Here is a 21,351-nt window from a genome sequence, read left to right as displayed (position 1 = left end):
CTGTTTAATGAGCAGTGAAGTATACATAAATAGGCATCAGTGCAAAACCGATACTGATGATCACTGAGTAGGCAATTCCAATCGTTTTAAACCATCGTACAAACTTCGGATGATAAAGTCCCAGCGTTCTGACAGAACTGTGTATACCATGGATAAGATGATAACACAGGGCGACCATAGACAGTACATAAATAATGACATACCACCATTCTTTGAAAACAGTGACTACCAGGATATAAAGATCTTTATTCCCATTTTCATCCAATGGCGGGTTTCCGAACTTATAGATATACCAGAAATTCTGAAAGTGAATCACTAAAAAGATCAAAATCAACGTTCCTAAAATCCCCATATTCCTGGAAGCCCATTTGCTGGCTCTTCCCCGTTGGTCTTTGCGGTAGCTTCCGCCCGTTTTTTTATTGTGTAAGGTAATCACGAATCCATCCAATGCATGAAGAAGAATGCTTGCATACAGTACGTATGAAACTATTTTGATCACAATATTTCCGGATAAAAAATGCGAATAGGCATTAAACTGCAGGTGAGCCTGCTCCTGGGGTAAAAAAATCTGAAGGTTTCCCAAGAAATGAATCAACAGGAAGAAGCCCAGAAAAAGTCCTGTAAGGCACATCAGCATTTTCCTTGATAAGGTAGACAGCATATTTTTTTATATATATAAATTAATAATATCCTAAAATTTTCATCCAAAGTCCACCGACACCCATATAGATAATCAGAAGGACAATTCCTATTTCCAGTCCGCGAAGCCACCATGCTTTCAGTTCAACATAACCGCTTCCGTAGAATACCGGAGCCGGACCGTGCCCATAATGAGTAAGTACCCCATAAATTGATCCTAAGAAACCCAACATCATTGCTAACAACATAGGTGGAATTCCTAAAGAAACACCTACTCCTAACAGCGCAGCATACATTGCTGCTACATGGGCGGTGGCGCTGGCAAAAATGTAATGACTGAAAAAATATACCAGAATAATAACCGGAAAAGCAACCTGCCAGCTTAATCCTCCGATTTTAGCTTTAATTAAATCACTGAACCAGCCAATAAATCCAAGTTCATTAAGGGTACTTGCCATCATGACCAGTACGGCGAACCATACAATCGTATCCCAGGCGCCCTTTTCAGCTTTTACATCTTCCCAGGTCAGTACCGAAGTTAGTAATAATAAAGTCAGTCCTATAAAAGCAGTAGTGGTAGCATCAATAGAAAGAGCTCCGCCAAAAATCCAAAGTCCCAGTAAAATAAAGAAGGCTAGTAACATCAGCCATTCATTTTTAGAGATAGGGCCCATTTCTTTCAGTTTTTCAGCAGCCATTCTTGGTGCATCACCTGTTTTTTTCAATTCAGGCGGATATAATTTATACAATACCAAAGGAACAACAAAGAAAGCTACCAGACCCGGTACAAAACCGGCAGCAGCCCAGGACATCCACGTAATATTGATTCCTAAATTGGCCGCAAATTTTTGACACATCGGATTACTTGCCGTACCTGTTAAAAACATGGAAGATGAAATCAGATTCATATAATAACTGTTCAGCGTTAAAAATGAGCCTAATTTTCTGTGGGTTTCAGGTTTTTCCGGAACAGAATCGAAGCTGATTGCCATGGATTTCATAATCGGATAGATAATCCCTCCGCCTCTTGCCGTATTACTTGGAATAGCAGGAGCCAGACAAACGTCAGCAAGTCCTAATCCATAGGCCAATCCAAGAGAACTTTTACCAAAAATTCTGATGAATAAAAAGGCAATCCGGTTTCCCAGTCCTGTTTTAATGAAGCCTCTGGCAATGAAAAAGGAAATCCCGATCAGCCAGATTACTTTATCTCCAAAGCCTGAAAGAGCCTTTGTAATTGATTTTCCGGCATCACCGGGAGCCGCAACCTGGGTAAGTGCTGTAAACCCGATGGCCATCATACACATAGTTCCCATAGGAGCTGCTTTAAGGATAATTCCTAAAATAGTAGCGGCGAAAATAGCAAACAGATGCCATGCATCCGGGGAAACCCCTTCGGGTACAGGGATAAACCATATAATAAGCGCAACGGCAAACGTTATCGCTATATTTTTAAGATTAATTTCTTTCATGATAATCAATGTATTAAGCGGTTAAAATCTACTCTGTACCTGAACGATAAATAGATTGTTGTTGTATTGTGAAGTATTGTCAATCTGGTATTTGTAGCGGTCGAATTGCATTCCGAGTTGTATTCTCGCACCATAATTTTTCAAAAACTCTAACCCTACCATCGGTGTAACGGTTTGTCTTGGATTTGAATTGATTCTGAAATTAGTATCAATGTATTCATAGCGGCATGACAATTCAAAAGCGCTGAGGTTTTTATGATTCACTTCATACCTCAGATTCGGAAGGAAATAAACCCCTCGGATCAGATATTCGTCCGGATTTTGAGGCCTTAATTCCGGGGTTACAGCAAAATAGAGTGGATGATTGGTTGCCTGCTTGGCTTCCAACTGCATATCGAGGCTCCATTTAGGATCAAAATTAACCAGCGAGCTGAGGTCAACACCTACGGCGTATATTTTTTTGCTAAAAACTTCACCGATACCTCCATTAAACCCTAAATTCAGTGCATATTTTTTATTCAGTCCAAAAACCATTCGGGTAGAATACTGTTTTCCGTTATCATTGTCATTCACCTGGTTTTTCCCATTTCCATTAACGACGGATAGGGCATATTGAAAAGGGATCTGACCTAATTGGAGCTGCCCCGTAGCTGAAAGACCGATCTGGAAACTTGTCCAGCCCAGTTTTCCGAATTCAGTATATTGGTTGGACCAATCCAGGGACTTGATGATGTCGATAGGGTAGGTTTCTTCAATACCAAACCACGGTCTGAACTGTCCTACAGTAAAGGCTAGTTTAGGATTAAAAGTATATTTCAGGTAAGCATTTTCAAGGACTCTGCTTTTAGGATCATTTTTAAAATCAGCAAAATTAGCCAATGCTACCACTTCCGTACGTTTGCTGATCTGTGCACGAACCTGAACACGCATGTATTTGAGCATGAAATTATTGCTTGTGCCTGATCCGTCGGAATGATGAAGTCCGTTAACATCCACATCCTTAGACATACCTACCAGATACCGGGCCTGAAAAAGACCTTTGATCTGAAGCTGAGGATATTTCACGTTATCTTCCTCCGGTTTAGTTTGAGCAGAGTCTGGAATCTGTGCGGTTGCTGATGCGCAAAAGAGCATAAGACAAAAGAACAGACTACTCTTTTTTGTTGAAAAAAAGGTCATAAAATTGGTATTTAATGATAAATATATCGATGGATGCTAACCTTACTTATATTCCTAAGAATTTGAAAGGTTTGGATTCTTTAAAATTAGTATTGGCTTTCCCGCTGTAGGTTTGGTAATTACTGAGATCCAGTTTCATTACTTTTGCTTTAGGGCTTAAATCAAAATCTTTAAGGTTTATCCAAAATGTATTAGGGGTAAATACGGTTTCAAAATAATAGACCAGATTTTTCTGATCTGAAACAGAACGCCATCTCGTAGAGGAAATATTAGGCTCTGTTTCTGAAGAAATACCATAAGGAACAGAACAATTTCTGATCACGCTGAATACGCTGGCAACAGCTGTACGCGTATCACTGGTCTGCGGAATGGCATTGATATAATAAGAAGCTCTTACAAAACGATCTGCTGCACGATTGGTTCCTGGAAGCATAATATTTCCCGGAATTCCCTGCCAATAAGCATTTAAAGCAAGCTGTTGGTCGAAAACGGGAGAATTCGTCATTACGGTATAAGAAGGATCGTGGTGAATCACCAGCTTTCCGTCAATGTATTCAAAAACAGCATTATCGCCTGTTGCGTCGGAAAGTGAAAGATGCACGGTAGCAAATTTTTCAGTTCCCGGAATATAATCACTGACAATAACGAATGGATCGTTTTTCAAATAATCAACGGCTTCTTTTACCGTTCCGAAATTATCAAGGAAATATTGTGCCCATAAGGAAATGGCAAGTCCCTTTTTATTCCCTTTAGGATTAAATTCAGGATATTTGGATTCACCCAGCCATAAAAGATTGGCCACAAGGCCGTTTTCATTCATTCCGTCGGCTGTAGCAATATCCCATGAAGTACTGATGATACTGCCATATTTGGAGGTCCATTGTAATGACAGCGGTCCCACTTCTCCAGTATGTTGAATCCCTCTCGGAAAAACCCAGAGATTAGCTGGAATTTCATCTTTCCAATCCATAGATCGGGCTGTGAGTACGGTTTTGTCCGGACCTTTATAAACGAGCCTTGTACAGGCTTCATATTCGCTCCAAATTCCTATGGAAAGGACAAATGATAGTAATAGTAAAGGGAACTTTTTCATAGTATTATATTTTTTGAACTGACGTAGAACTTATATTGAAATTTCGGCAAGAAATTCAACGATTACGAATTGAATTCATTATTTGGTGATATAAATTTAATAAATTTTGTTTAATTAACATAATTATTTTAAACATTAATGTGAAATTTATGTTAAGTATCAGTGTTGCAGATTTACGCTTGAAATATTGAAAAATTTTCATTATATTCAAAATAGAAATAGCGGTAAAATATTGAAAAATGAAGTTTGTTTTGGCTTGATATTTGAATAGTTAGCTATAAGCAATGCAAGGCATATAGTATTATATAGCCTTAACTCTTCGGTACCACAAAGTACTATATCTTTAAAAAAATCGTTATATTTGATAGTTTAAAGAAATATATGAATTTTGTAGAGTGCCATGAGGAGCCAATACATATCCCTGGATATATACAAAGTTTTGGATATCTGATTGGCATTGACGCAGTCTCTAACTCCATTACCTTTTTTAGTGAAAATATCAAGGATATATTTTCTATCGAGAACACCAGACAGCTTTTCGATAAGAAGATTACTGACTTTCCTGAAATTTTTCCCAGTATCATAGAAGCCGATATTTTTGCCTCCCTGGATCAGTTTACAAAAAGAGAAAATGAAACTCATTTTGATAAAATATTCATCGGCGAAAAAGAATATCATTTTTCTATTTTCAGAAGTAATAATCATATTTTTTTAGAGTTTGAAGCCGTATTGGAAAATCCCAATAAGCGCATTTCCAATAAATATGACAATTTCTATATCATTGATGATGCACAGGAAATCTGGGAACAGCTCCTGAGCACCCTTTCAAAAATCGTGAATTACGACCGGATGATGGTATATAAGTTTATGATGGACGGTTCTGGAAAAGTAATTGCTGAAAAGAGCAATAATGCGATGGAAAGCTTTCTAGGGCTTCACTACCCGGAATCTGATATTCCAAGACAGGCAAGGGAACTTTATTTAAAAAAGAGAAAAAGAATTTTCAGTAATGTATATGCTGAGAATGTTGCTCTTATCAGCAAGACAAGTGGTAATATTGATCTCAGCTTTACGGCATCAAGAGGAATGTCTCCTATCCATGGGCAATACATCAAAAATTCTGGGGCATCTTCCAGTTTCAGTGTTTCTATTATTATTGACGATTATCTTTGGGGGCTTGTTACCTGCCAGAATTCTGAACCTAAACACATCGATCTTGAAGATCGTGTACAGGCAGGGATTTTTACAGCATTGGCGGCCAATGCCTATTCTTCCTTTAAGTCTAAAAAAGAACTGAATTATCGTATAGCGCTGAATGAAAAATCAGCAGCTCTGAAATCTGACTTTTTAAAACACGGTACTTTATTCGATTCTCTCATTGGAAATAAATCCGAAATTAAAGGACTGCCGGAAGCTGATGGACTGGCTATTATCGCAGAAGATAATATCGTAACAGAAGGAAATGTTCCTGAACGGGCCGTTATTGAAAAAATTGTCGATTGGGCTCATGAAAATACACAAGATAATATCTATATCAGCCGAAGCTTTCTTAAAGATTTCGGCGATATTTTAGGATTGGATGAAAGAGCAGCCGGGATTGCGATCTATTTTGTGGAAAGAAGCAAAAATGAAATGCTGATCTGGTTCCGTAAAGAATTTGACGAACATATCAACTGGGCAGGAAATCCAGAGAAGAAAATAGGGGTATTTTCACAGAATGGCGAAGAAAAGCAGATTATTTCTCCAAGAACATCTTTCCATGTATTTACGGAGAATATTAAAGGAAATTCAAAAAGATGGAATTCCAGAAATATCAGTGCGGTACAGGCTATACGTGATGTGATTTTAGAAACTTCGCATAAGCAGTATACTGCCATCAAAGAGCTGAATAACCAGTTGAGAAAAGTAAATGAGGAACTCGACAGTTTCTCGTACACGATCTCGCATGATTTGGGCACCCCCCTTACCGTGATGAAACTGAATGCCCAAATGCTTCTTTCTAATTTTGAAAAGACAGAAAAGAATAAAAATAAATTAAACTCGATTATTGAGGAGATCGACAATATGGCGGAGATGATGCATGATGTATTACAGCTCAGTCGTGCGAAGCATAGCGAAATAGATCTTGAGAGTTTACAGACCGTAAATACCATCAGAAAAATCTCGGAAAATGCTAAGATCACTTTCGAAAGCCCGAACAGTGAAATCATTATTAAAGAATGCCCGGATGTTCTTGCAGATAAAACCATGCTTCATCAGGTGTTTTTAAATATCATTAATAACGCTGTAAAATATTCTTCCAATCAGGATCAGCCAAAGGTAGAGATCGAAGGAAGTGAAGATGGGGAAACCATTATTTACAGGATCTCAGATAACGGAATCGGAATTCCAGAAGAGGAAAAACACAAAATGTTTAAAATCTTCAACAGAATGGATAACGCGAAAAAATTTAAAGGAAACGGAATAGGGCTGTCTATTGTTCATCGTATTATGAAAAGAATCGGTGGAAATGTGGCCTACGAAAGCAATAAAGATGGTACTTCTTTCATTTTAACGTTTAAAAAGCCTTAAATTTGAGGAAACTTTTAAATACTTACTATGGTATCTGAATATCTTAAAAAAAACACGGCAGAATATCACGATGCTGCTGAAAAACTTTTTAATTCTGAAAAGATCTTTAACAGAACTTTTACTTTAGAAGACTACAAAAAGATTATCAACACCAATTATCTGATGCTTTTGCATTCTGAAGATAAAATATTCAACAACCTTTCTGATAAATATGCTGAAAAGCTTCAGTTGGATAATAGAAAAAAACTTCCTTTAATTGAGAAGGATCTTGAAAGTCTTTCTCTGGAAAATCAAACGGCTTCCCATGATCTTGAGTTCAGTAATGAGCATGAAGCACTGGGAGCTATGTACGTGATTGAAGGATCCACATTAGGTGGAAATGTAATTGCAAAACAGCTTTCTAAAACGGAAGGATTTGATCAGGTAAGCTTCAATTTCTTTGGATGCTATCAGGAAAATACAGGACCGATGTGGAAAAATTTCAAAGAGGTTCTGGATACTGAAGTGAGTGAAGAAAACTACAATGAAGTGTTATCCGGAGCTAAAAAATTATATACGTTTCTATTAAACGTCAATTAATTTCTTTTAAACCTTAATAAAATTCCTGAAAGATTGCCCAATTTTTCAGGAATTGTTAAATTTGGGCGTTCTAATTTTTAGACTCAACTAAAAAATAAATTTTTAAAAGTATACAATATGAAAGTAACTGTAGTAGGTGCAGGCGCTGTAGGAGCAAGCTGTGCGGAATACATCGCTATGAAAAACTTCTGTTCAGAAGTAGTTTTAGTAGACATTAAAGAAGGTTTTGCTGAAGGTAAGGCAATGGATTTGATGCAAACCGCATCGCTTAACGGATTCGATACAAAAATTACCGGAACAACAGGAGATTACAGCAAGACTGCAGGTTCTCATGTAGCAGTAATCACTTCAGGGATTCCAAGAAAACCTGGAATGACCAGAGAAGAGCTGATCGGTATCAATGCCGGAATTGTAAAAGATGTTACGGCTAATTTAGTAAAACATTCTCCTGAAGTAATCATCATTGTGGTTTCTAACCCAATGGATACAATGGCTTATCTGGTACACAAAACATCAGGTCTTCCTAAGCACAAGATCATCGGTATGGGTGGTGCACTGGATTCTGCAAGATTCAAATACAGATTGGCTGAAGCACTGGAAAGCCCTATTTCTGACGTTGACGGAATGGTAATCGCTGCTCACAGTGATACAGGAATGCTTCCATTATTGAGCAAAGCTACAAGAAACGGAGTTCCTGTAACTGAATTCTTAGACGAAGAGAAACAAAAATATGTAATCGAAGAAACGAAAGTAGGAGGAGCTACCTTAACTAAACTATTAGGTACTTCTGCATGGTATGCACCTGGTGCTGCTGTTTCTGTAATGGTTCAGGCGATTGCATGCGACCAGAAGAAAATGATTCCTTGTTCTCTAATGCTTGAGGGTGAATATGGTCAGAATGACATCTGTTTAGGTGTGCCTGCGATCATCGGAGCTAACGGTGTGGAAAGCATCGTAAACATTACACTGACTGCTGATGAGCAGTTAAAATTCGCTGAAGCAGCTAATGCTGTGAGAGAAGTGAATGGTGATTTGAAGTTTTAATATTTTAAACTTTATATACAAGAACCCAGCGCCAAAGGCGCTGGGTTCTTTATTTTACATCAAAAAAAGACAGACCCTCAAAAGAGAAAGGTCTGTCTAAATAATAACTAAAGGCAAATATATTTTTATGGTGTAATGACCACAAGTACATTTCCACCCAGCTCGCTCCATGATGCGGTAACCGTTGCGCCTGGTGGAGTACTGAAAACTCCTCCCGGAACTTCACAAGCTTTCTCCAGACGATAATAATCTCCGGCAGGGCTGATGATATCCAGAACTCCCCATCTGCTTACGTTGCTTACAAACGCGGGAATAATGTTTCCGGTAGAAGGATTGGCTGTATAACTGGTTCCACCTACTGCTTCAGCGATGACGTCCCATGTATAAATGGGGGGATTCACAAGCTGGGCAGTATTGTATTGAGTATACGTCACACTTTGACCAGAGTTGAGCGTGGTATATCCCTGGGCTGTTATAAGAGGTTGACAATCCATTACCAGTTGATTGCCACGGCCGGCAAGTCTGAACTGGATATTATTCGGGGTGAAATTAATAATCTGGATGGTATTGGTTTGTGACAAAGCCAATGAAGCAATGGATAGAAATATAAGGAGTGCTATTCGTTTCATAGTGGATAATGGTTTTAGTTTTAAGAATTATAGTTGATTATTACTGTCGCGGAAGATCTCTAAAGCCCATTTTAAGGCTGCTTTTTTGTCGCCGTTTGTTGCTTTTTGCAGTTCATCATCTTTTACACCTGTAGATTTGATCAGGCCCTTTGCGGCAGGATATAAAATATTCAGTCTTCGCTCACTCATTTCGGGGAATTCCGGAGAACGTTTTTCTTCTTCGGTGGGAAGATTTTCTGGATTGTTGAGATGAGTCAGTGCCTGTTTAAAGTTTTGCACCGCTTCGTTTTTCTGATTTTCCTGTGAAAAGACAGGCATGTTTTCATTGCTGCATGAGGTAAGAAATACACTGCATGCAACCATTAAAAGAATGTTTTTTTTCATAAAATTGGAGCTATGGATATGATATTTGCAGGTCTTAGTACCTGAGTTATTTGTGAATGACAAGTTATTGAGTGATTACAACCAATACATTTCCGTTTAGTGTATTCCATGTGGCGGTAATAGAAGATCCGGGAGGAGTTGTATAAGGACCATCATTACCGGTGCAGGATCTTCCTAGCTGCAATTGCTCTCCAGCCGGAGTAAATATATTGATGAGTGCCCACGAAGTAGTACCACTAATGGCCGTGGGAACGCTCATTCCAGTAGTCAGGTCGTAAGTAATATGAGTGCCATCGGGAGCGTAAACCTTCCATGCATTGATTGGTAAGGCTGTAAGATGCGTTGAATTGTATTGTGAATAGGTAATTGATTGCCCTGGAGACAAAGCTATCGGATCCTGGTTGTATACCCAAGGCACGCAGTCAATAGTTGGAGCTACCTTGTCATTTCCTTGCAGAGTAAATTTAACGTTATAAGGAGAAAAATTAATGATCTGAATGGAATTCGTTTGGGAATACATCATTGATGTTATCAGCATAAAAATGAATAATGCAGTTTTTTTCATAAGTGAACTGTTTTAGAGAAGATTAAAGTAAGTTATTACTGTCACGGAAGATCTCTAAAGCCCATTTTAAGGTTGCTTTTTTGTCGCCGTTTGTTGCTTTTTTCAGTTCATCATCTTTTACACCTGTAGATTTAATCAAGCCCTTTGCGGCAGGATATAGAATATCCAGTCTTCGTTCACTCATTTCTGGGAATTCTGGAGAACGTTTTTCTTCTTCGGTAGGAAGATTTTCTGGATTGTTGAGATGAGTCAGTGCCTGTTTAAAGTTTTGCACCGCTTCATTTTTCTGATTTTCCTGTGAAAGGACAGGAATATTTTCGTTACTGCATGAGACAAGAAATAAACTGCATGCAGCCATTAAAAGAAATGCTTTTTTCATGATATTATTTAGGTTATTAGTTGGGTTAAAAATATTAAAATTTCATTAATAATCAATTATTGGTGAAATATATTTTTAGTTAATCACGTTTGTTTTAATGATATATTGTAGTAATGTTTTGATAAATAAAGGGTTGTTGTTTTTCGAATGGATGAGTTTTTATCGTATAAAACGCCAAAAACATCACTTATTAGTGATGTTTCTATTAGAAAAGCGTGATTTTAAATATGAATTTGTATGCTTTCTTGTGAGATTTAATAAGAGATAATGTATTTCAATCAATTTTCAACAGTTTATTGCTAAAAATGAAATACAGTTTTATTTCAGATTTCTTCTGGTTTTTTCTTTTTTAAGATTATTCCAGTTGATGAAATTAATAAGTAATAAAGGGAACAGGCAAACCGGAACGATAAGTAAAGGGCTGAATCCTTTTTCAATAGTAAGGAAGAGAAGTGCACAAAAGAGTAGGACCAGTGTGCACATCAGCATTATAGTCATTACTTTTAATGTTTTCTCATTTTTTATGAGTTCTTCATCGGTGTAGTCGGTTATTAGTTTATTTTTCATATTATTTTTGGTTAATTACTTCTAAGGAACTGATATTTCCTGTGGGGACTATTTTCACAGTTTTACTGCCTTTTTCTGCATAGAAATAGTAGGAACTGTTGTTGTCAATAATATAGATTTCTGTTGTTTTTCCCGAATTGAAGGTCACAACATAATTATTCTTAAAACTTTGTTTCTCAAGTTTATTTTTCACCATTTTACCTTGTCCTATTCCAAGACCAACAAAAAGAGAAAGAAGTGCGAATGCCACAATTACCCCGAAAACAGGGATCATTGCCTTTTGGAGTTCTTTTTTGTCTACATCTGCATTAAGTCGGTAAGACTTAAGTATTTTTTTACCCCATTCTTTATGACTGTTTTTAATGAGGACTGCCTGATATATAAAAAAGGCAAGGAATATAAAAGTGATCAGAATGATAAGAATAGGGTTGGAAGTAATATCAGAAATAGGACTGATCAGGATATCGGTAATGGAAGAAAATTTTAGAATATGTATTCCCAGCGGATAAAAAAAAATACTTTCCTTTAAAAGTCCAAGAATGATGAGGTATAAATACCCCAACGGAAGAAGTCCTTGAATTTTTTCAAAATATTTCATGCCACTAATATATTATTTTTATCCTAATACTTAGGGTCTATTTAGATTAAATAAAAGAAAAAAACGTTCTGTAGAGAGCGTTTCTGTTATGATTTCTGACAGGTTTTATTATATGATTTTGTGCTTTCAATTTGTTTCAGATCTTAAGATTAACTAAACGACTGCCTGAATTCCAAAGGCGACAGATTAGTTTTATTTTTAAATAATTTACTGAAAGACTGGGGATGTTCAAAGCCCAGTTCGTAAGCAATTTCACTTACAGACAATGGGGTGGTTGACAGTTTTTCTTTTGCTTTTTCGATCAGTTTTTCATGAATGTGCTGCTGGGTACTCTGTCCGGTAAGTATTTTTAATAAACCGGTAAGATAGCCGGGGGAAAGATTAAGCTGGGCTGCAACGTGTTGCACGGAAGGCAGACCTTTTATAAGAAGGTCTTCATTACTGAAATAATCTTCCAATAGATCTTCCAGAGTATCCAGGATTTTATGATTGGATATTTTACGGGTAATAAACTGTCTTTGGTAGTAGCGTTCAGCATAATGCAGAAGGGTTTCAACCTGGGAAATGATGATATTCTGACTGAATTTATCAATATTAGCATGGTATTCCTGCTGGATATTCAGTATGATCTGTTTCAGTGTATTTTCTTCTTTTTCAGAAAGAAATAAAGCTTCATTCACCGAATAATCAAAATATTCATATTGTTTTATAGTCTTGGCCAAAGAAGTTCCCCATAGAAAATCGGGATGGATGAGCAGTATCCATCCCGTATGTTCAGTGTTTGAATTTGGATCTATCGTAATACTGAAAACCTGTCCCGGAGCCATGAAAAACATAAACCCTTCGTCAAAATCATATTCCTGCTGGCCATATTGTATTCGTGCATTAGAGGTACGTTTAATAGAAATAGAATAAAAATCCTGAATCCAGCTCAATTCAGTACTTTCCGGATTGCGCCTGATGGTACTGTAATCGATGATGCTGATCAGCGGATGTTCCGGCTTAGGCAGTGCTCTGAACTGATGGAACTCAGTGATGGTTTTTATTCTTACGGGCTGTTTCACGATACTAAATTACATATTATTGATGATACGCTGCCGCAAATTGTTCAGCAAAATCTTTCAGTTTTACATTTCCAAGCACAGGCTTATGTTGTCTGTAATCTTCATACAAGAGACCGCTCCCCCTGGCTGCATTCATCTCTACAAAACCTTTTGCCGTTTTAGGATTCATCCCTGCACCGATCATTCCATTAAGCATTTCTTCATCGGTAACGGTAATCCATTTCAAATCTGGATTTCCAATGGCTTTCCCTAATGTTGCTGCGATGTCATCAGGCGAAATTTCTTCACTGGCAATATAGCGAACCTCTCTTCCGTTAAAAGGTTTTTCAATTTCTTCAGCAATAACAGCAGCAATATCCAATGGCGAAACCCATGGTTCCTTTTCACTGCCTCCATAGTTTTGGAAGATGGCATTTTGAGATTTTATAGTAGGAATAAAAGAAAACATATTGTAGTAAAATCCTACAGGACGCATAAATTTAATGGATACCTCTTCAGGAAGTTCATTCAATAGCTGCTCTACGTTATAATGAAAGGTGAGAATACCGTTTCCATCCTTCATGTGAGCCCCGATGCTGCTTAGATGGATGATGTTTTTAACCCCTGATTTTTCGATAGCAGATTTATAATTGCTTCCGATTTTAGTATTGGCTTCAATAAAATCCAGATCATGATTAAAAAAACTGCCGGCATTCAATGCTTCCATGGCATAGACAACATCAGCTCCCCGAAATGTTTCCGCCAAGAAATCAATATCTTCCATCGTGCCTATGGCAGCTTTGGCACCTAATGCTTCAATAGCTATTTTTCTTTCAAAACTGCTGCTTATAACCGTAACAGCATGTCCTTTACGTATTAATTCTTTGGTTAGCGGTTCGCTGATATTTCCTAACGAGCCTGTTACAATAATTTTCATTTTAACTATTTTTATACGGACAAAGTTCAGGAATAGCTACAGATCAGATGTAGCCGGATCTGCTTTTTATGTAGCCAAAAAAAGAGCGGTAAAAACCGCTCTCTCATTTATCTAACAATGTTTACAAATAAACACATCCACATCCTGTTTCCCATGACTGACAAAGGTGCTGGGGCTCAATACATCCGCCACCGGGACCGCCGCCGCCAGGACTGGTTCTATAACATATCCCGCCACTGCAGTAGCTGTTTCCACCTCCACTTGGAAATCCAGGCGGACAGTTGCCATCGGCATCACAGATAGCAAAAGGGATATCTCCACCACTAATGAATACCAACTCTTTTCGTGTTAATTTCTTTGAATTTTTCATAGCAGTTACTATTTTTAATTTGATAGGACTAAGATATAAAATTATTTAACACACTTTACGGTGATTTAAGTTTTTGGCGAAAAATTTAAAATGAATACTTGTTTTTCTGCATAAAGTATAAGATATTTTCGAGATAAACTTTAAAAAGATCTCCCACAGACTCAGCTTATTTAACAGATCATCATAAAAGAATCCATGTTATCAGCTCAATCTGTGGGAGATTATCGTAATGCTATGTAAGAAAAATCTGGCTTTACATTTAAATCATCCTTATTATTAAAAATAATAGGAAGCAAGTTTCATTACGGATTTAATACACTAAAAGAAGCTTCAGAATTAGCAAAGAAGTTACTGTATATAACCTCTGTATTTCCCACACGGATCTCATAAATATTTTCCTGAAGGCCTTTTACCAAATCATTCGCGACATCGGAAGCCGGAATTCCATTTTCTTTGCCACCGATTCCTTCGGAAAGGTCTGTGTTGACGAGTGGTGGCATTAATTCAAATACTTTAACGCCAGTATTTTTTGCAAGTTCATATCTCAGTAATTGAGTATAAGAATGCAGAGCTGCTTTAGAATCCGAATAGGTAGGAATATTTGATGCGGGAACAAAAGCAACAATTGATGAAACGTTGACGATTGCTGCTTCAGTCTGCTGTTTTAATAAAGGAAGTAATTTTTCGGTTAGTCTTACCGGAGCGAAATAATTGGTGGCAAACTCAGCGACGGCTTTATTATAGCTGTCTGAATTTTCTGAAAGTGTATAAGCATAAGCATGTCCGGCGTTGTTAATAAGGACATGCAGAGATCCGAATGTGTTTTTAATCTCTTCGACCAATCTGTCAACATCACTTTCGTTGGTAATATCGGCCTGAATGATAAAAACATTTTCTAAATTTTTTGCTGCTGCATCTAGCTTTTCCTTATTTCTTCCTGTGATAATAACGGTGTTGTTAGGACTTAATGTTTTTGCAATTTCTAATCCGATTCCTGATCCTCCTCCGGTAATCAGAATGGTGTTGTTGGTGATGTTCATAATGTTTGTTGTTTAATTATAACGTATTTTTATATTTTGTACTATTTAGTACAAAATTGGATAAAAAATTTTATTCGATGAGTTTGAGATTAAGTGCAATGAGTGAACGAAGGGTTTCGGGAGAATTTTCCATTCTTCTGGTCACATGAATTCCGTTCCATAAATTGCTTAAATGCCATCCCAGGATTTCCGGATCTTCGGTACTTTTGATCTGTCCGTTTTTTTGTGCATTTCTAATGATATCTGTAAAAAGCTGTTGTAAATTTTTCAGTAGGAAAGCGGTGGTCATTTTTATTTTCTGGTCTTTTTCTGAAAGCTGAACCAAGGCGTTTCCCAAATAGCACCCGCGCTCTTTATCACAGTCGGGAGAATCGGCAAGGCTTAAAAAGTATTGTTTGATGAATTCTATCTTGTTTTCAGCATTTGCTACGCTTTCCAAAAAAAAATGATAAAATTGTTCTGAAAACTGTTGGAGAGATCTGATATAAAGTTCCTGTTTCCCCCCTTTAAATGCCAGATAAAAACTTCCTTTTCCGATTCCCATAGCTCCAAGCAATTCATCTGCGGAAGCAGTATCGTAGCCCTTGCTCCTGAAAACTTCAGTTGCTTTTTCTACGGCTTCGTGCTCGTTAAATATTTTGGGTCTTCCTGCCATTGGGATTAATTTCTGAAGCAAAGGTAAATAATTGTACTATTCGGTACAAAATAAAAATATCAATATCTTTTATAGCTTCTGTCGATAAGATGTTGGGATGGTATCAAATGTTTACCGTATAATAATATACTCTTCATCCACCATCAATTCGATATAAGGACCCTGTAAAGGATAATGTTTCGGACTTTCTAGGTGTCCAAAGTGAAGTGGATATTTCTGAGTAAGATGCCGGACTTTACTTCCAAAAGAATTGATGTCAACAGATTGTATATGATCTTTTTTCTGTCTTCCATTAGTGAAAATGAGCATCAGGTTGCAATGGTTTTTAAAATCAAAATCGTTGTAATAGAATACAGACAAATGTTCTTCATGGCAAATGTGTACAAGATCATGAATAAAACTTATTTTATCTTCCAAAGGCAGATTACAATCGATTCTCATGGAAAAATTTTCAGCATGATCTTTTTTAAAATCGGATCCGGTAAGCTGAATAAAACGATGTTCTATCGTCTGAAATTTTTCTGCTTCAGGATTGAAGTTTTTCGTTGATTTTATTTCGAATGGAAATCCGGGGCCCAGTGAAACTGCGTTTTCTAAGATCAGTAATTTTTCTATTTCAAGGACCAACTGAAAATGATAATCAAAAAGACTATAATCACCGATAGTCATCATAAGTTGATTTCCATTGATCTTACATGACAGATACGTATTCTTAAACTCAGATTTCAGGTGTTCTAATTTTTCAAGGAAACGGTCGACATTATCCACTGAAACTTTTGCTTCCAGCTCTGCGGGGTTGTTGGCGTGCCCTCCAATCCCTTTGAAAAAATGAAAAAAATTGGAATGGTATAAATTTTCCGGAAATTGATAATACCAGTATACTCCTAAAATCATGAGTGCAGTAATTGATGAAAATGTATGATTCTCAAATTTAAATAAAATTTCACATTCCAAAACTTTGAAAACCCTTAAATTTGTGGTCAATAAAAATGTACCAGATGCTTAGGAAAATTTCAATTGCGGCAGCTACCGCTTTGTCCGTAATTACAATTAATGCTCAGAAGACCAAAAATTCTCAGGTAGAAAGACCCAAATTAGTCGTAGGTCTGGTGGTAGACCAGATGCGTTGGGATTATCTATACCGTTTTTATAATAAATTTGGAAACGAAGGTTTCAAAAGATTACTGAATACCGGATACTCTCTGAATAACGTACATATCAACTATGTGCCCACCATTACGGCTTTAGGACATACTTGTATTTATACAGGTTCAGTTCCTGCCATTCATGGGATTGCCGGAAACGACTGGACGGATAAAGAAACCGGTAAAAATGTGTATTGTACAGCAGATGAGAGCGTACAGCCGGTAGGAACTACGAATGCAAAAGCAGGAAGTCACTCTCCTAAAAATCTTTGGTCTACTACCGTAACTGATGAATTGAGGCTGGCTACCAATTTTCAGGGTAAAGTAATTGGCGTTTCTTTGAAAGACCGTGCTTCTATTCTTCCGGCAGGTCATACTCCAAACGGAGCGTTTTGGTTTGATGATTCTACAGGAGATTTTATTACGAGTACCTGGTACATGAATGAATTGCCGCAATGGGTGAAATCTTTTAATGCACAGAAACAGCCGGAGAAATTAGTGGCAAACGGATGGAATACCTTACTTCCTATTAATCAATATACAGAAAGTTCACCCGATAATTCTTCATGGGAAGGGCTTTTGGGAAGTGCGAAAACGCCGACTTTCCCTTACAGCAATTTAGCAAAAGATTATCAGGAGAAAAAGGATAATATTCGTTATACCCCTTTCGGAAATACACTAACCCTGAAATTAGCCGAAGCTTCTGTGGAAGGCGAAAAATTAGGGGCCGATGCTGTCACAGACTTTTTAGCGATCAACCTGGCATCTACCGATTATGCAGGCCACAAATATGGTCCTAATTCTATTGAAGTAGAGGATGTTTATATAAGGCTGGATCAGGATCTGGCTCAATTTTTCAACTATCTGGATTCAAAAGTAGGAAAAGGAGAGTATACGATTTTCCTTTCTGCAGACCACGGGGGAGCACATTCTGTAGGGTTCTTACAAGAGCATAAAATAGCAACGGGTTTCTTCGGTGAAGGAATGGAAAAGGATATCAACCAAAAATTGAAAGATAAATTCGGGGTGGATAAACTGATCAATGCAGTGGATAACTATCAGGTATATTTTGACAGAAAACTATTGGCAGACAACAAGCTTGAATTAGATGATGTAAGAGATTTTACGATCAAAGAACTTGAAAAAGATCCTACGATTTTATACGCGGTTTCCGTTACCAAAGTTCAGGAATCTACTATTCCGGAGCCTATAAAACAGAGAATCATCAATGGTATCAACAGACAGCGAAGTGGTGATATCCAGCTGATCTCCCACGATTCTATGCTTCCTTCTTATGCTAAAAAAGGGACGACGCACAGTGTATGGAATTCTTATGATTCCCACATTCCGTTAATCTTTATGGGTTGGGGAATACAGCATGGTGAAAGCAACAAAGCGTATAATATGACTGATATTGCACCAACGGTTTCTTCTTTATTGAAAATCCAGTTTCCAAGCGGAAATATCGGAAATCCAATTACTGAAGTGATCGGGAAATAATATCAAAACAAATATAAAAAAACACTCCTCTTAGGGGTGTTTTTTTTGATTAAATAAATGCTAGGATCGGATGATCTGCTGGATGTGTTTCTGGAACTTTATATTCTTTTTCCTCACTTTAACAATGAAGAATAATAATACTCCAATGATCAATAGGCTTAACCCAACGATGATTGCTGTAAGAAAACGATAATGTGAAGTCAGTTCCCTGCTTTTCATCAATGTTTCTCTGTTGTGATTGTTGATCGCATGGTTGATGGATTTCAATTCATTCTGTGCCCTCTGAAAGCGCATTTCAAAATATTTCTTATTGTATTTTTGATAAAATGCCGGTTGTCCCAGTGCCAAATAATTTTCAGCCATTTCTTTATAAATACCTTCATTAAGAGTTAAATCACCCGTATTTTTGCAAAGATCTTCTGCCTGAATAAGCAGTTTCAAAGCCGTTTCATTTTCTCTTTTTTGTTTATAAACCTCAGCCATACCTTTTAATGCAAACGCTTCTAAGCTTTTCGCCTGATTTTTTTTTGCAAAATCCATCGACTGTAGGAATGCCTGGTGGGCTTTTTCCAGTTGATTGAGTTTAATATAGCAGTAGCCGATATTATAAAAAACAACACTGATATTGGCATAGGTCCCTTCCCTGGTTATTACTTTTTCAAAGTGCCGGATAGAAATAAGCAGTTTTTCTAAGGCAATCTCAGGATTCGACTGGCTTTTATAGATCATTCCCCGGATGGCATAGCTTCTTCCGCTTTCAGAATGCTTTTCAGGGGCTTCGTCCGGAAGTTTTGCGATATACGTTTCAACCTCATTAAGAGTTTCAAGACTTTTACTGAAAAGTTCCATCTGCTGGTACTGGACGGCTGCTGAAATCAGAACTTTAATCTGGGTTTTGAGATCATTGGTCTGTAATGCCAATTCTTTAGCTTTTACAATATATTGCAGGGATTGGTCGAAATCTCTTTTGGCGATATTGGCAGTAGAAATAAGAAGAAGGATACTGATCTGGTTATTGATATCTTTTTCTCTTTTGAACAGGGTTTTACAGATGTTGATCGCATTGTCGGGATTATCATAAATCTCTATTCGTGCTTTTTGCATCAGAGAATCATCTGATATCTTCTGTCCGGAAAGAGGTGATAAGACCATCAAAAATAAGACGGTAACTATTTTTAAAGCTAATTTCATAACGTATTGCTTTTACTTATTTCCTGGATATAGGTATTGGGAGACATGCCGGTTACCGATTTGAAAACAGTGGTAAACGCACTGTGCGAGGAAAATCCGCCATATTCTGCCAGATAACTAACCTTATAATTAAGATACACAGGATCCGTTTTTAACAAATGGGCTATATGGTTGATCCTTAAATCATTGATGTAGCCATTGAAATTTTTGCCTTTGCTGTTGTTGATGACTTCAGAAAGATATTTGGTATTGATGCCCATCTGCGCAGAAAGCATCGATATCGACATGCTTTTGTTGAGGTAGCGGTCAGATTTTTCCCATTCGGCCAGCTTTAAGAGAATTTCATCTTCTTTTTCTTTAGAAATCTTGTTCGCATCTTTTTCCGGACTTTTTTCTGCTGAAAATACAGTTTCTTTAACTGGATCTGTTGGCTGAATCTGAATGTCCTCTTCCCATTTTTTTTGTTTCTCAAAGAACTCAGACTGTTTTTTTACCTCTTTATTTTTATTAGTTAAGAATAAAAAATAAACGATTAAAATAATGATGAGAAGAGAAAAAATGGAAGCTAATACCTTTATTTTTTTTGATTCATTCTGCTCCTGAAATTCCAGGTTTTTGGTTTGATTAGCTTCTACCAGCTTTATAATATAACGAATACCTTCTCTCGTATTGGAGTCTAGTTTTGCTTGTATCTCCGTGTAATACTTGTTGTATTCATGGTATTTTTCATCATTATGCAGTGCAAAATAATTCTTGGATAACGATTCGTAAATTTTTGATTTCAAATCACTGTAAGGAAGATTCTGAACCTTCGTTAATGCTTTTTCCAAATGGATTACAGCAGTTGTGTATTCTTGCTTTAAAAAATAATAGCGGGAAAGACTTTCATGAACCATTGCCTGAAGATAGGCGTAATCCGTTTTGTTTTCTGTAAAAAGTAAAGCAGATTCTAAAAGGGATCGGGCGTCTTCTAAATGATTTGACCTCATCAGATATAACGCTTTAAAGATCTTATTTTCAATGTCGAGAATCAGATTTTCCTGGTTGCCGGAACCAAGATATTGATCACTTTTTGCCAGGTTTTCTAAAGCTGCCGGATAATTTCTGTTCAGTCCAAAATTAAGGGCCTGAAGCTGATAAAGTTTAGCGGTGGTTATTTTTAATTTCGCATCATCACTTTTCAATAATCTCTGATCAGCCAGCAAATTGGAAATTATTCTTGTTGACTGGTTGTATAAATCCAGATTCTGATATTGATCTGCAAGATTATAGTCGCCAAATACCTGTAAAAAATAAGAAAGATTTTCTCTTTCTCCGGAGTCTTCCTTTTGGCTGTATGTATTGACGGATTGTACATAATCTCCTTTCATTGCATAGGCCTGTGAGATGATATTTTGCAAAACTATTCTGTGTTCGATATTCTGGTCGCTGATCAGTAAGCTCTGGGAATAGCTGATGCAATCATCGGGATTCTGATATAATTTCTGAAAAGCTTTGTCTGATAAGATGCTAAAATCAGGACCCGATTGGCCATTAATAAAAACTGAGCATAGCAGTATAATCAGTAATTGTATGTTCTTTTTCAATATCTTCTTATGAAAAAAAACATTTTTGTTGATTTTTCCTTCCGTATCCTTATGATCTGTCTTCAAAGTAGAGTTTTTGTATAGGTTTGTTTTTTAATGATTTATATTATTTGTTCTTTTGAATTTCACGAATTATGTAAGTCTAACCCTTTTGAAATGCCAAATATAATATTAATATTGTTTCC

22 protein-coding genes are annotated in these 21,351 nt (G+C 37.0%); 4 read left to right on the top strand and 18 right to left on the bottom strand.

The features are described 5' to 3' along the window. Positions 1 to 4: 4 nt before the first annotated feature. Genes SB679_RS12345 through SB679_RS12330 form a run of 4 tightly spaced genes read right to left on the bottom strand, consistent with a single transcriptional unit; the run spans position 5 to position 4,383 of the window. A complete protein-coding gene (locus SB679_RS12345) occupies positions 5 to 661 on the bottom strand; it encodes a succinate dehydrogenase cytochrome b subunit (protein ID WP_410702627.1) in 657 nt (218 codons plus the stop codon). A gap of 19 nt (positions 662 to 680) precedes the next feature. Continuing rightward, a complete protein-coding gene (locus SB679_RS12340) occupies positions 681 to 2,111 on the bottom strand; it encodes an anion permease (RefSeq protein ID WP_410702626.1) in 1,431 nt (476 codons plus the stop codon). A 21-nt stretch (positions 2,112 to 2,132) separates the two neighbouring features. Then, positions 2,133 to 3,290, bottom strand: coding sequence for a porin (locus SB679_RS12335; RefSeq protein ID WP_410702625.1), 1,158 nt, complete (start codon positions 3,288 to 3,290; stop codon positions 2,133 to 2,135). Positions 3,291 to 3,336: 46 nt separating this feature from the next. Continuing rightward, a complete protein-coding gene (locus tag SB679_RS12330; protein WP_410702623.1) occupies positions 3,337 to 4,383 on the bottom strand; it encodes a linear amide C-N hydrolase in 1,047 nt (348 codons plus the stop codon). A gap of 381 nt (positions 4,384 to 4,764) precedes the next feature. Here SB679_RS12330 and SB679_RS12325 point away from each other — a divergent pair, with 381 nt between their 5' ends. The 3 genes from SB679_RS12325 (at position 4,765) to SB679_RS12315 (ending at position 8,577) form a co-directional block, all read left to right on the top strand. After that, positions 4,765 to 6,954 (top strand): ATP-binding protein, encoded by a 2,190-nt coding sequence (locus SB679_RS12325; RefSeq protein WP_410702622.1) that lies wholly within the window; start codon positions 4,765 to 4,767, stop codon positions 6,952 to 6,954. A gap of 27 nt (positions 6,955 to 6,981) precedes the next feature. Beyond that, entirely contained in the window at positions 6,982 to 7,533 is a 552-nt protein-coding gene (locus SB679_RS12320) for a biliverdin-producing heme oxygenase (protein ID WP_410702621.1), read from the top strand. Between the two features lie 117 nt (positions 7,534 to 7,650). After that, positions 7,651 to 8,577: a malate dehydrogenase gene (locus SB679_RS12315; RefSeq protein WP_034710107.1), complete on the top strand. Its 927-nt coding sequence runs from the start codon at positions 7,651 to 7,653 to the stop codon at positions 8,575 to 8,577. Between the two features lie 125 nt (positions 8,578 to 8,702). Here the strand turns inward: SB679_RS12315 and SB679_RS12310 are convergent, their stop codons facing one another. From SB679_RS12310 to SB679_RS12255, 12 genes are all read right to left on the bottom strand, one after another. After that, positions 8,703 to 9,206: a hypothetical protein gene (locus SB679_RS12310; RefSeq protein ID WP_410702620.1), complete on the bottom strand. Its 504-nt coding sequence runs from the start codon at positions 9,204 to 9,206 to the stop codon at positions 8,703 to 8,705. A 27-nt stretch (positions 9,207 to 9,233) separates the two neighbouring features. Next, positions 9,234 to 9,590 (bottom strand): hypothetical protein, encoded by a 357-nt coding sequence (locus SB679_RS12305; protein WP_410702619.1) that lies wholly within the window; start codon positions 9,588 to 9,590, stop codon positions 9,234 to 9,236. Between the two features lie 64 nt (positions 9,591 to 9,654). Next, on the bottom strand, positions 9,655 to 10,155 hold the full coding sequence (locus SB679_RS12300) for a hypothetical protein (protein ID WP_410702618.1): 501 nt from the start codon (positions 10,153 to 10,155) through the stop codon (positions 9,655 to 9,657). Between the two features lie 22 nt (positions 10,156 to 10,177). Continuing rightward, positions 10,178 to 10,534, bottom strand: coding sequence for a hypothetical protein (locus tag SB679_RS12295; RefSeq protein WP_410702617.1), 357 nt, complete (start codon positions 10,532 to 10,534; stop codon positions 10,178 to 10,180). 318 nt (positions 10,535 to 10,852) lie between these two features. Next, complete coding sequence (locus SB679_RS12290) at positions 10,853 to 11,101, bottom strand: redox-active disulfide protein 2 (RefSeq protein WP_410702616.1); 249 nt, start codon at positions 11,099 to 11,101, stop codon at positions 10,853 to 10,855. Between the two features lies 1 nt (position 11,102). Next, the gene (locus tag SB679_RS12285; protein ID WP_410702615.1) at positions 11,103 to 11,699 is read right to left on the bottom strand and encodes a hypothetical protein; all 597 of its coding nucleotides are present in this window, start codon (positions 11,697 to 11,699) and stop codon (positions 11,103 to 11,105) included. A 149-nt stretch (positions 11,700 to 11,848) separates the two neighbouring features. Further along, complete coding sequence (locus SB679_RS12280; RefSeq protein WP_410702614.1) at positions 11,849 to 12,763, bottom strand: helix-turn-helix domain-containing protein; 915 nt, start codon at positions 12,761 to 12,763, stop codon at positions 11,849 to 11,851. Positions 12,764 to 12,779: 16 nt separating this feature from the next. Continuing rightward, positions 12,780 to 13,679 carry an NmrA family NAD(P)-binding protein gene (locus SB679_RS12275; RefSeq protein ID WP_410702613.1) on the bottom strand — a complete coding sequence of 300 codons (900 nt, stop codon included), beginning with the start codon at positions 13,677 to 13,679 and terminating at the stop codon, positions 12,780 to 12,782. A 121-nt stretch (positions 13,680 to 13,800) separates the two neighbouring features. Next, positions 13,801 to 14,049, bottom strand: coding sequence for a hypothetical protein (locus SB679_RS12270; protein WP_410702612.1), 249 nt, complete (start codon positions 14,047 to 14,049; stop codon positions 13,801 to 13,803). A gap of 302 nt (positions 14,050 to 14,351) precedes the next feature. Beyond that, a complete protein-coding gene (locus tag SB679_RS12265) occupies positions 14,352 to 15,089 on the bottom strand; it encodes an SDR family oxidoreductase (protein WP_410702610.1) in 738 nt (245 codons plus the stop codon). Between the two features lie 70 nt (positions 15,090 to 15,159). Then, positions 15,160 to 15,744 (bottom strand): TetR/AcrR family transcriptional regulator, encoded by a 585-nt coding sequence (locus tag SB679_RS12260; RefSeq protein ID WP_410702609.1) that lies wholly within the window; start codon positions 15,742 to 15,744, stop codon positions 15,160 to 15,162. 111 nt (positions 15,745 to 15,855) lie between these two features. Further along, positions 15,856 to 16,638 (bottom strand): hypothetical protein, encoded by a 783-nt coding sequence (locus tag SB679_RS12255; RefSeq protein ID WP_410702608.1) that lies wholly within the window; start codon positions 16,636 to 16,638, stop codon positions 15,856 to 15,858. Between the two features lie 104 nt (positions 16,639 to 16,742). Between SB679_RS12255 and pafA the strand changes: the two genes are divergently transcribed. Beyond that, positions 16,743 to 18,389 (top strand): alkaline phosphatase PafA, encoded by a 1,647-nt coding sequence (gene pafA, locus SB679_RS12250; RefSeq protein ID WP_410702607.1) that lies wholly within the window; start codon positions 16,743 to 16,745, stop codon positions 18,387 to 18,389. Positions 18,390 to 18,449: 60 nt separating this feature from the next. Here the strand turns inward: pafA and SB679_RS12245 are convergent, their stop codons facing one another. Further along, positions 18,450 to 19,580 carry a hypothetical protein gene (locus SB679_RS12245; RefSeq protein WP_410702606.1) on the bottom strand — a complete coding sequence of 377 codons (1,131 nt, stop codon included), beginning with the start codon at positions 19,578 to 19,580 and terminating at the stop codon, positions 18,450 to 18,452. Next, entirely contained in the window at positions 19,577 to 21,232 is a 1,656-nt protein-coding gene (locus tag SB679_RS12240) for a helix-turn-helix domain-containing protein (protein ID WP_410702605.1), read from the bottom strand. Before SB679_RS12240 ends, SB679_RS12245 begins: the two co-directional genes overlap by 4 nt. Positions 21,233 to 21,351 lie beyond the last annotated feature (119 nt).

The sequence above is a fragment of the Chryseobacterium sp. SIMBA_029 genome, assembly GCF_046535275.1.
GTDB lineage: Bacteria > Bacteroidota > Bacteroidia > Flavobacteriales > Weeksellaceae > Chryseobacterium.
Note: the sequence above shows the minus strand (reverse complement) of the source record. Positions and strands in the feature narration are given on the sequence as shown.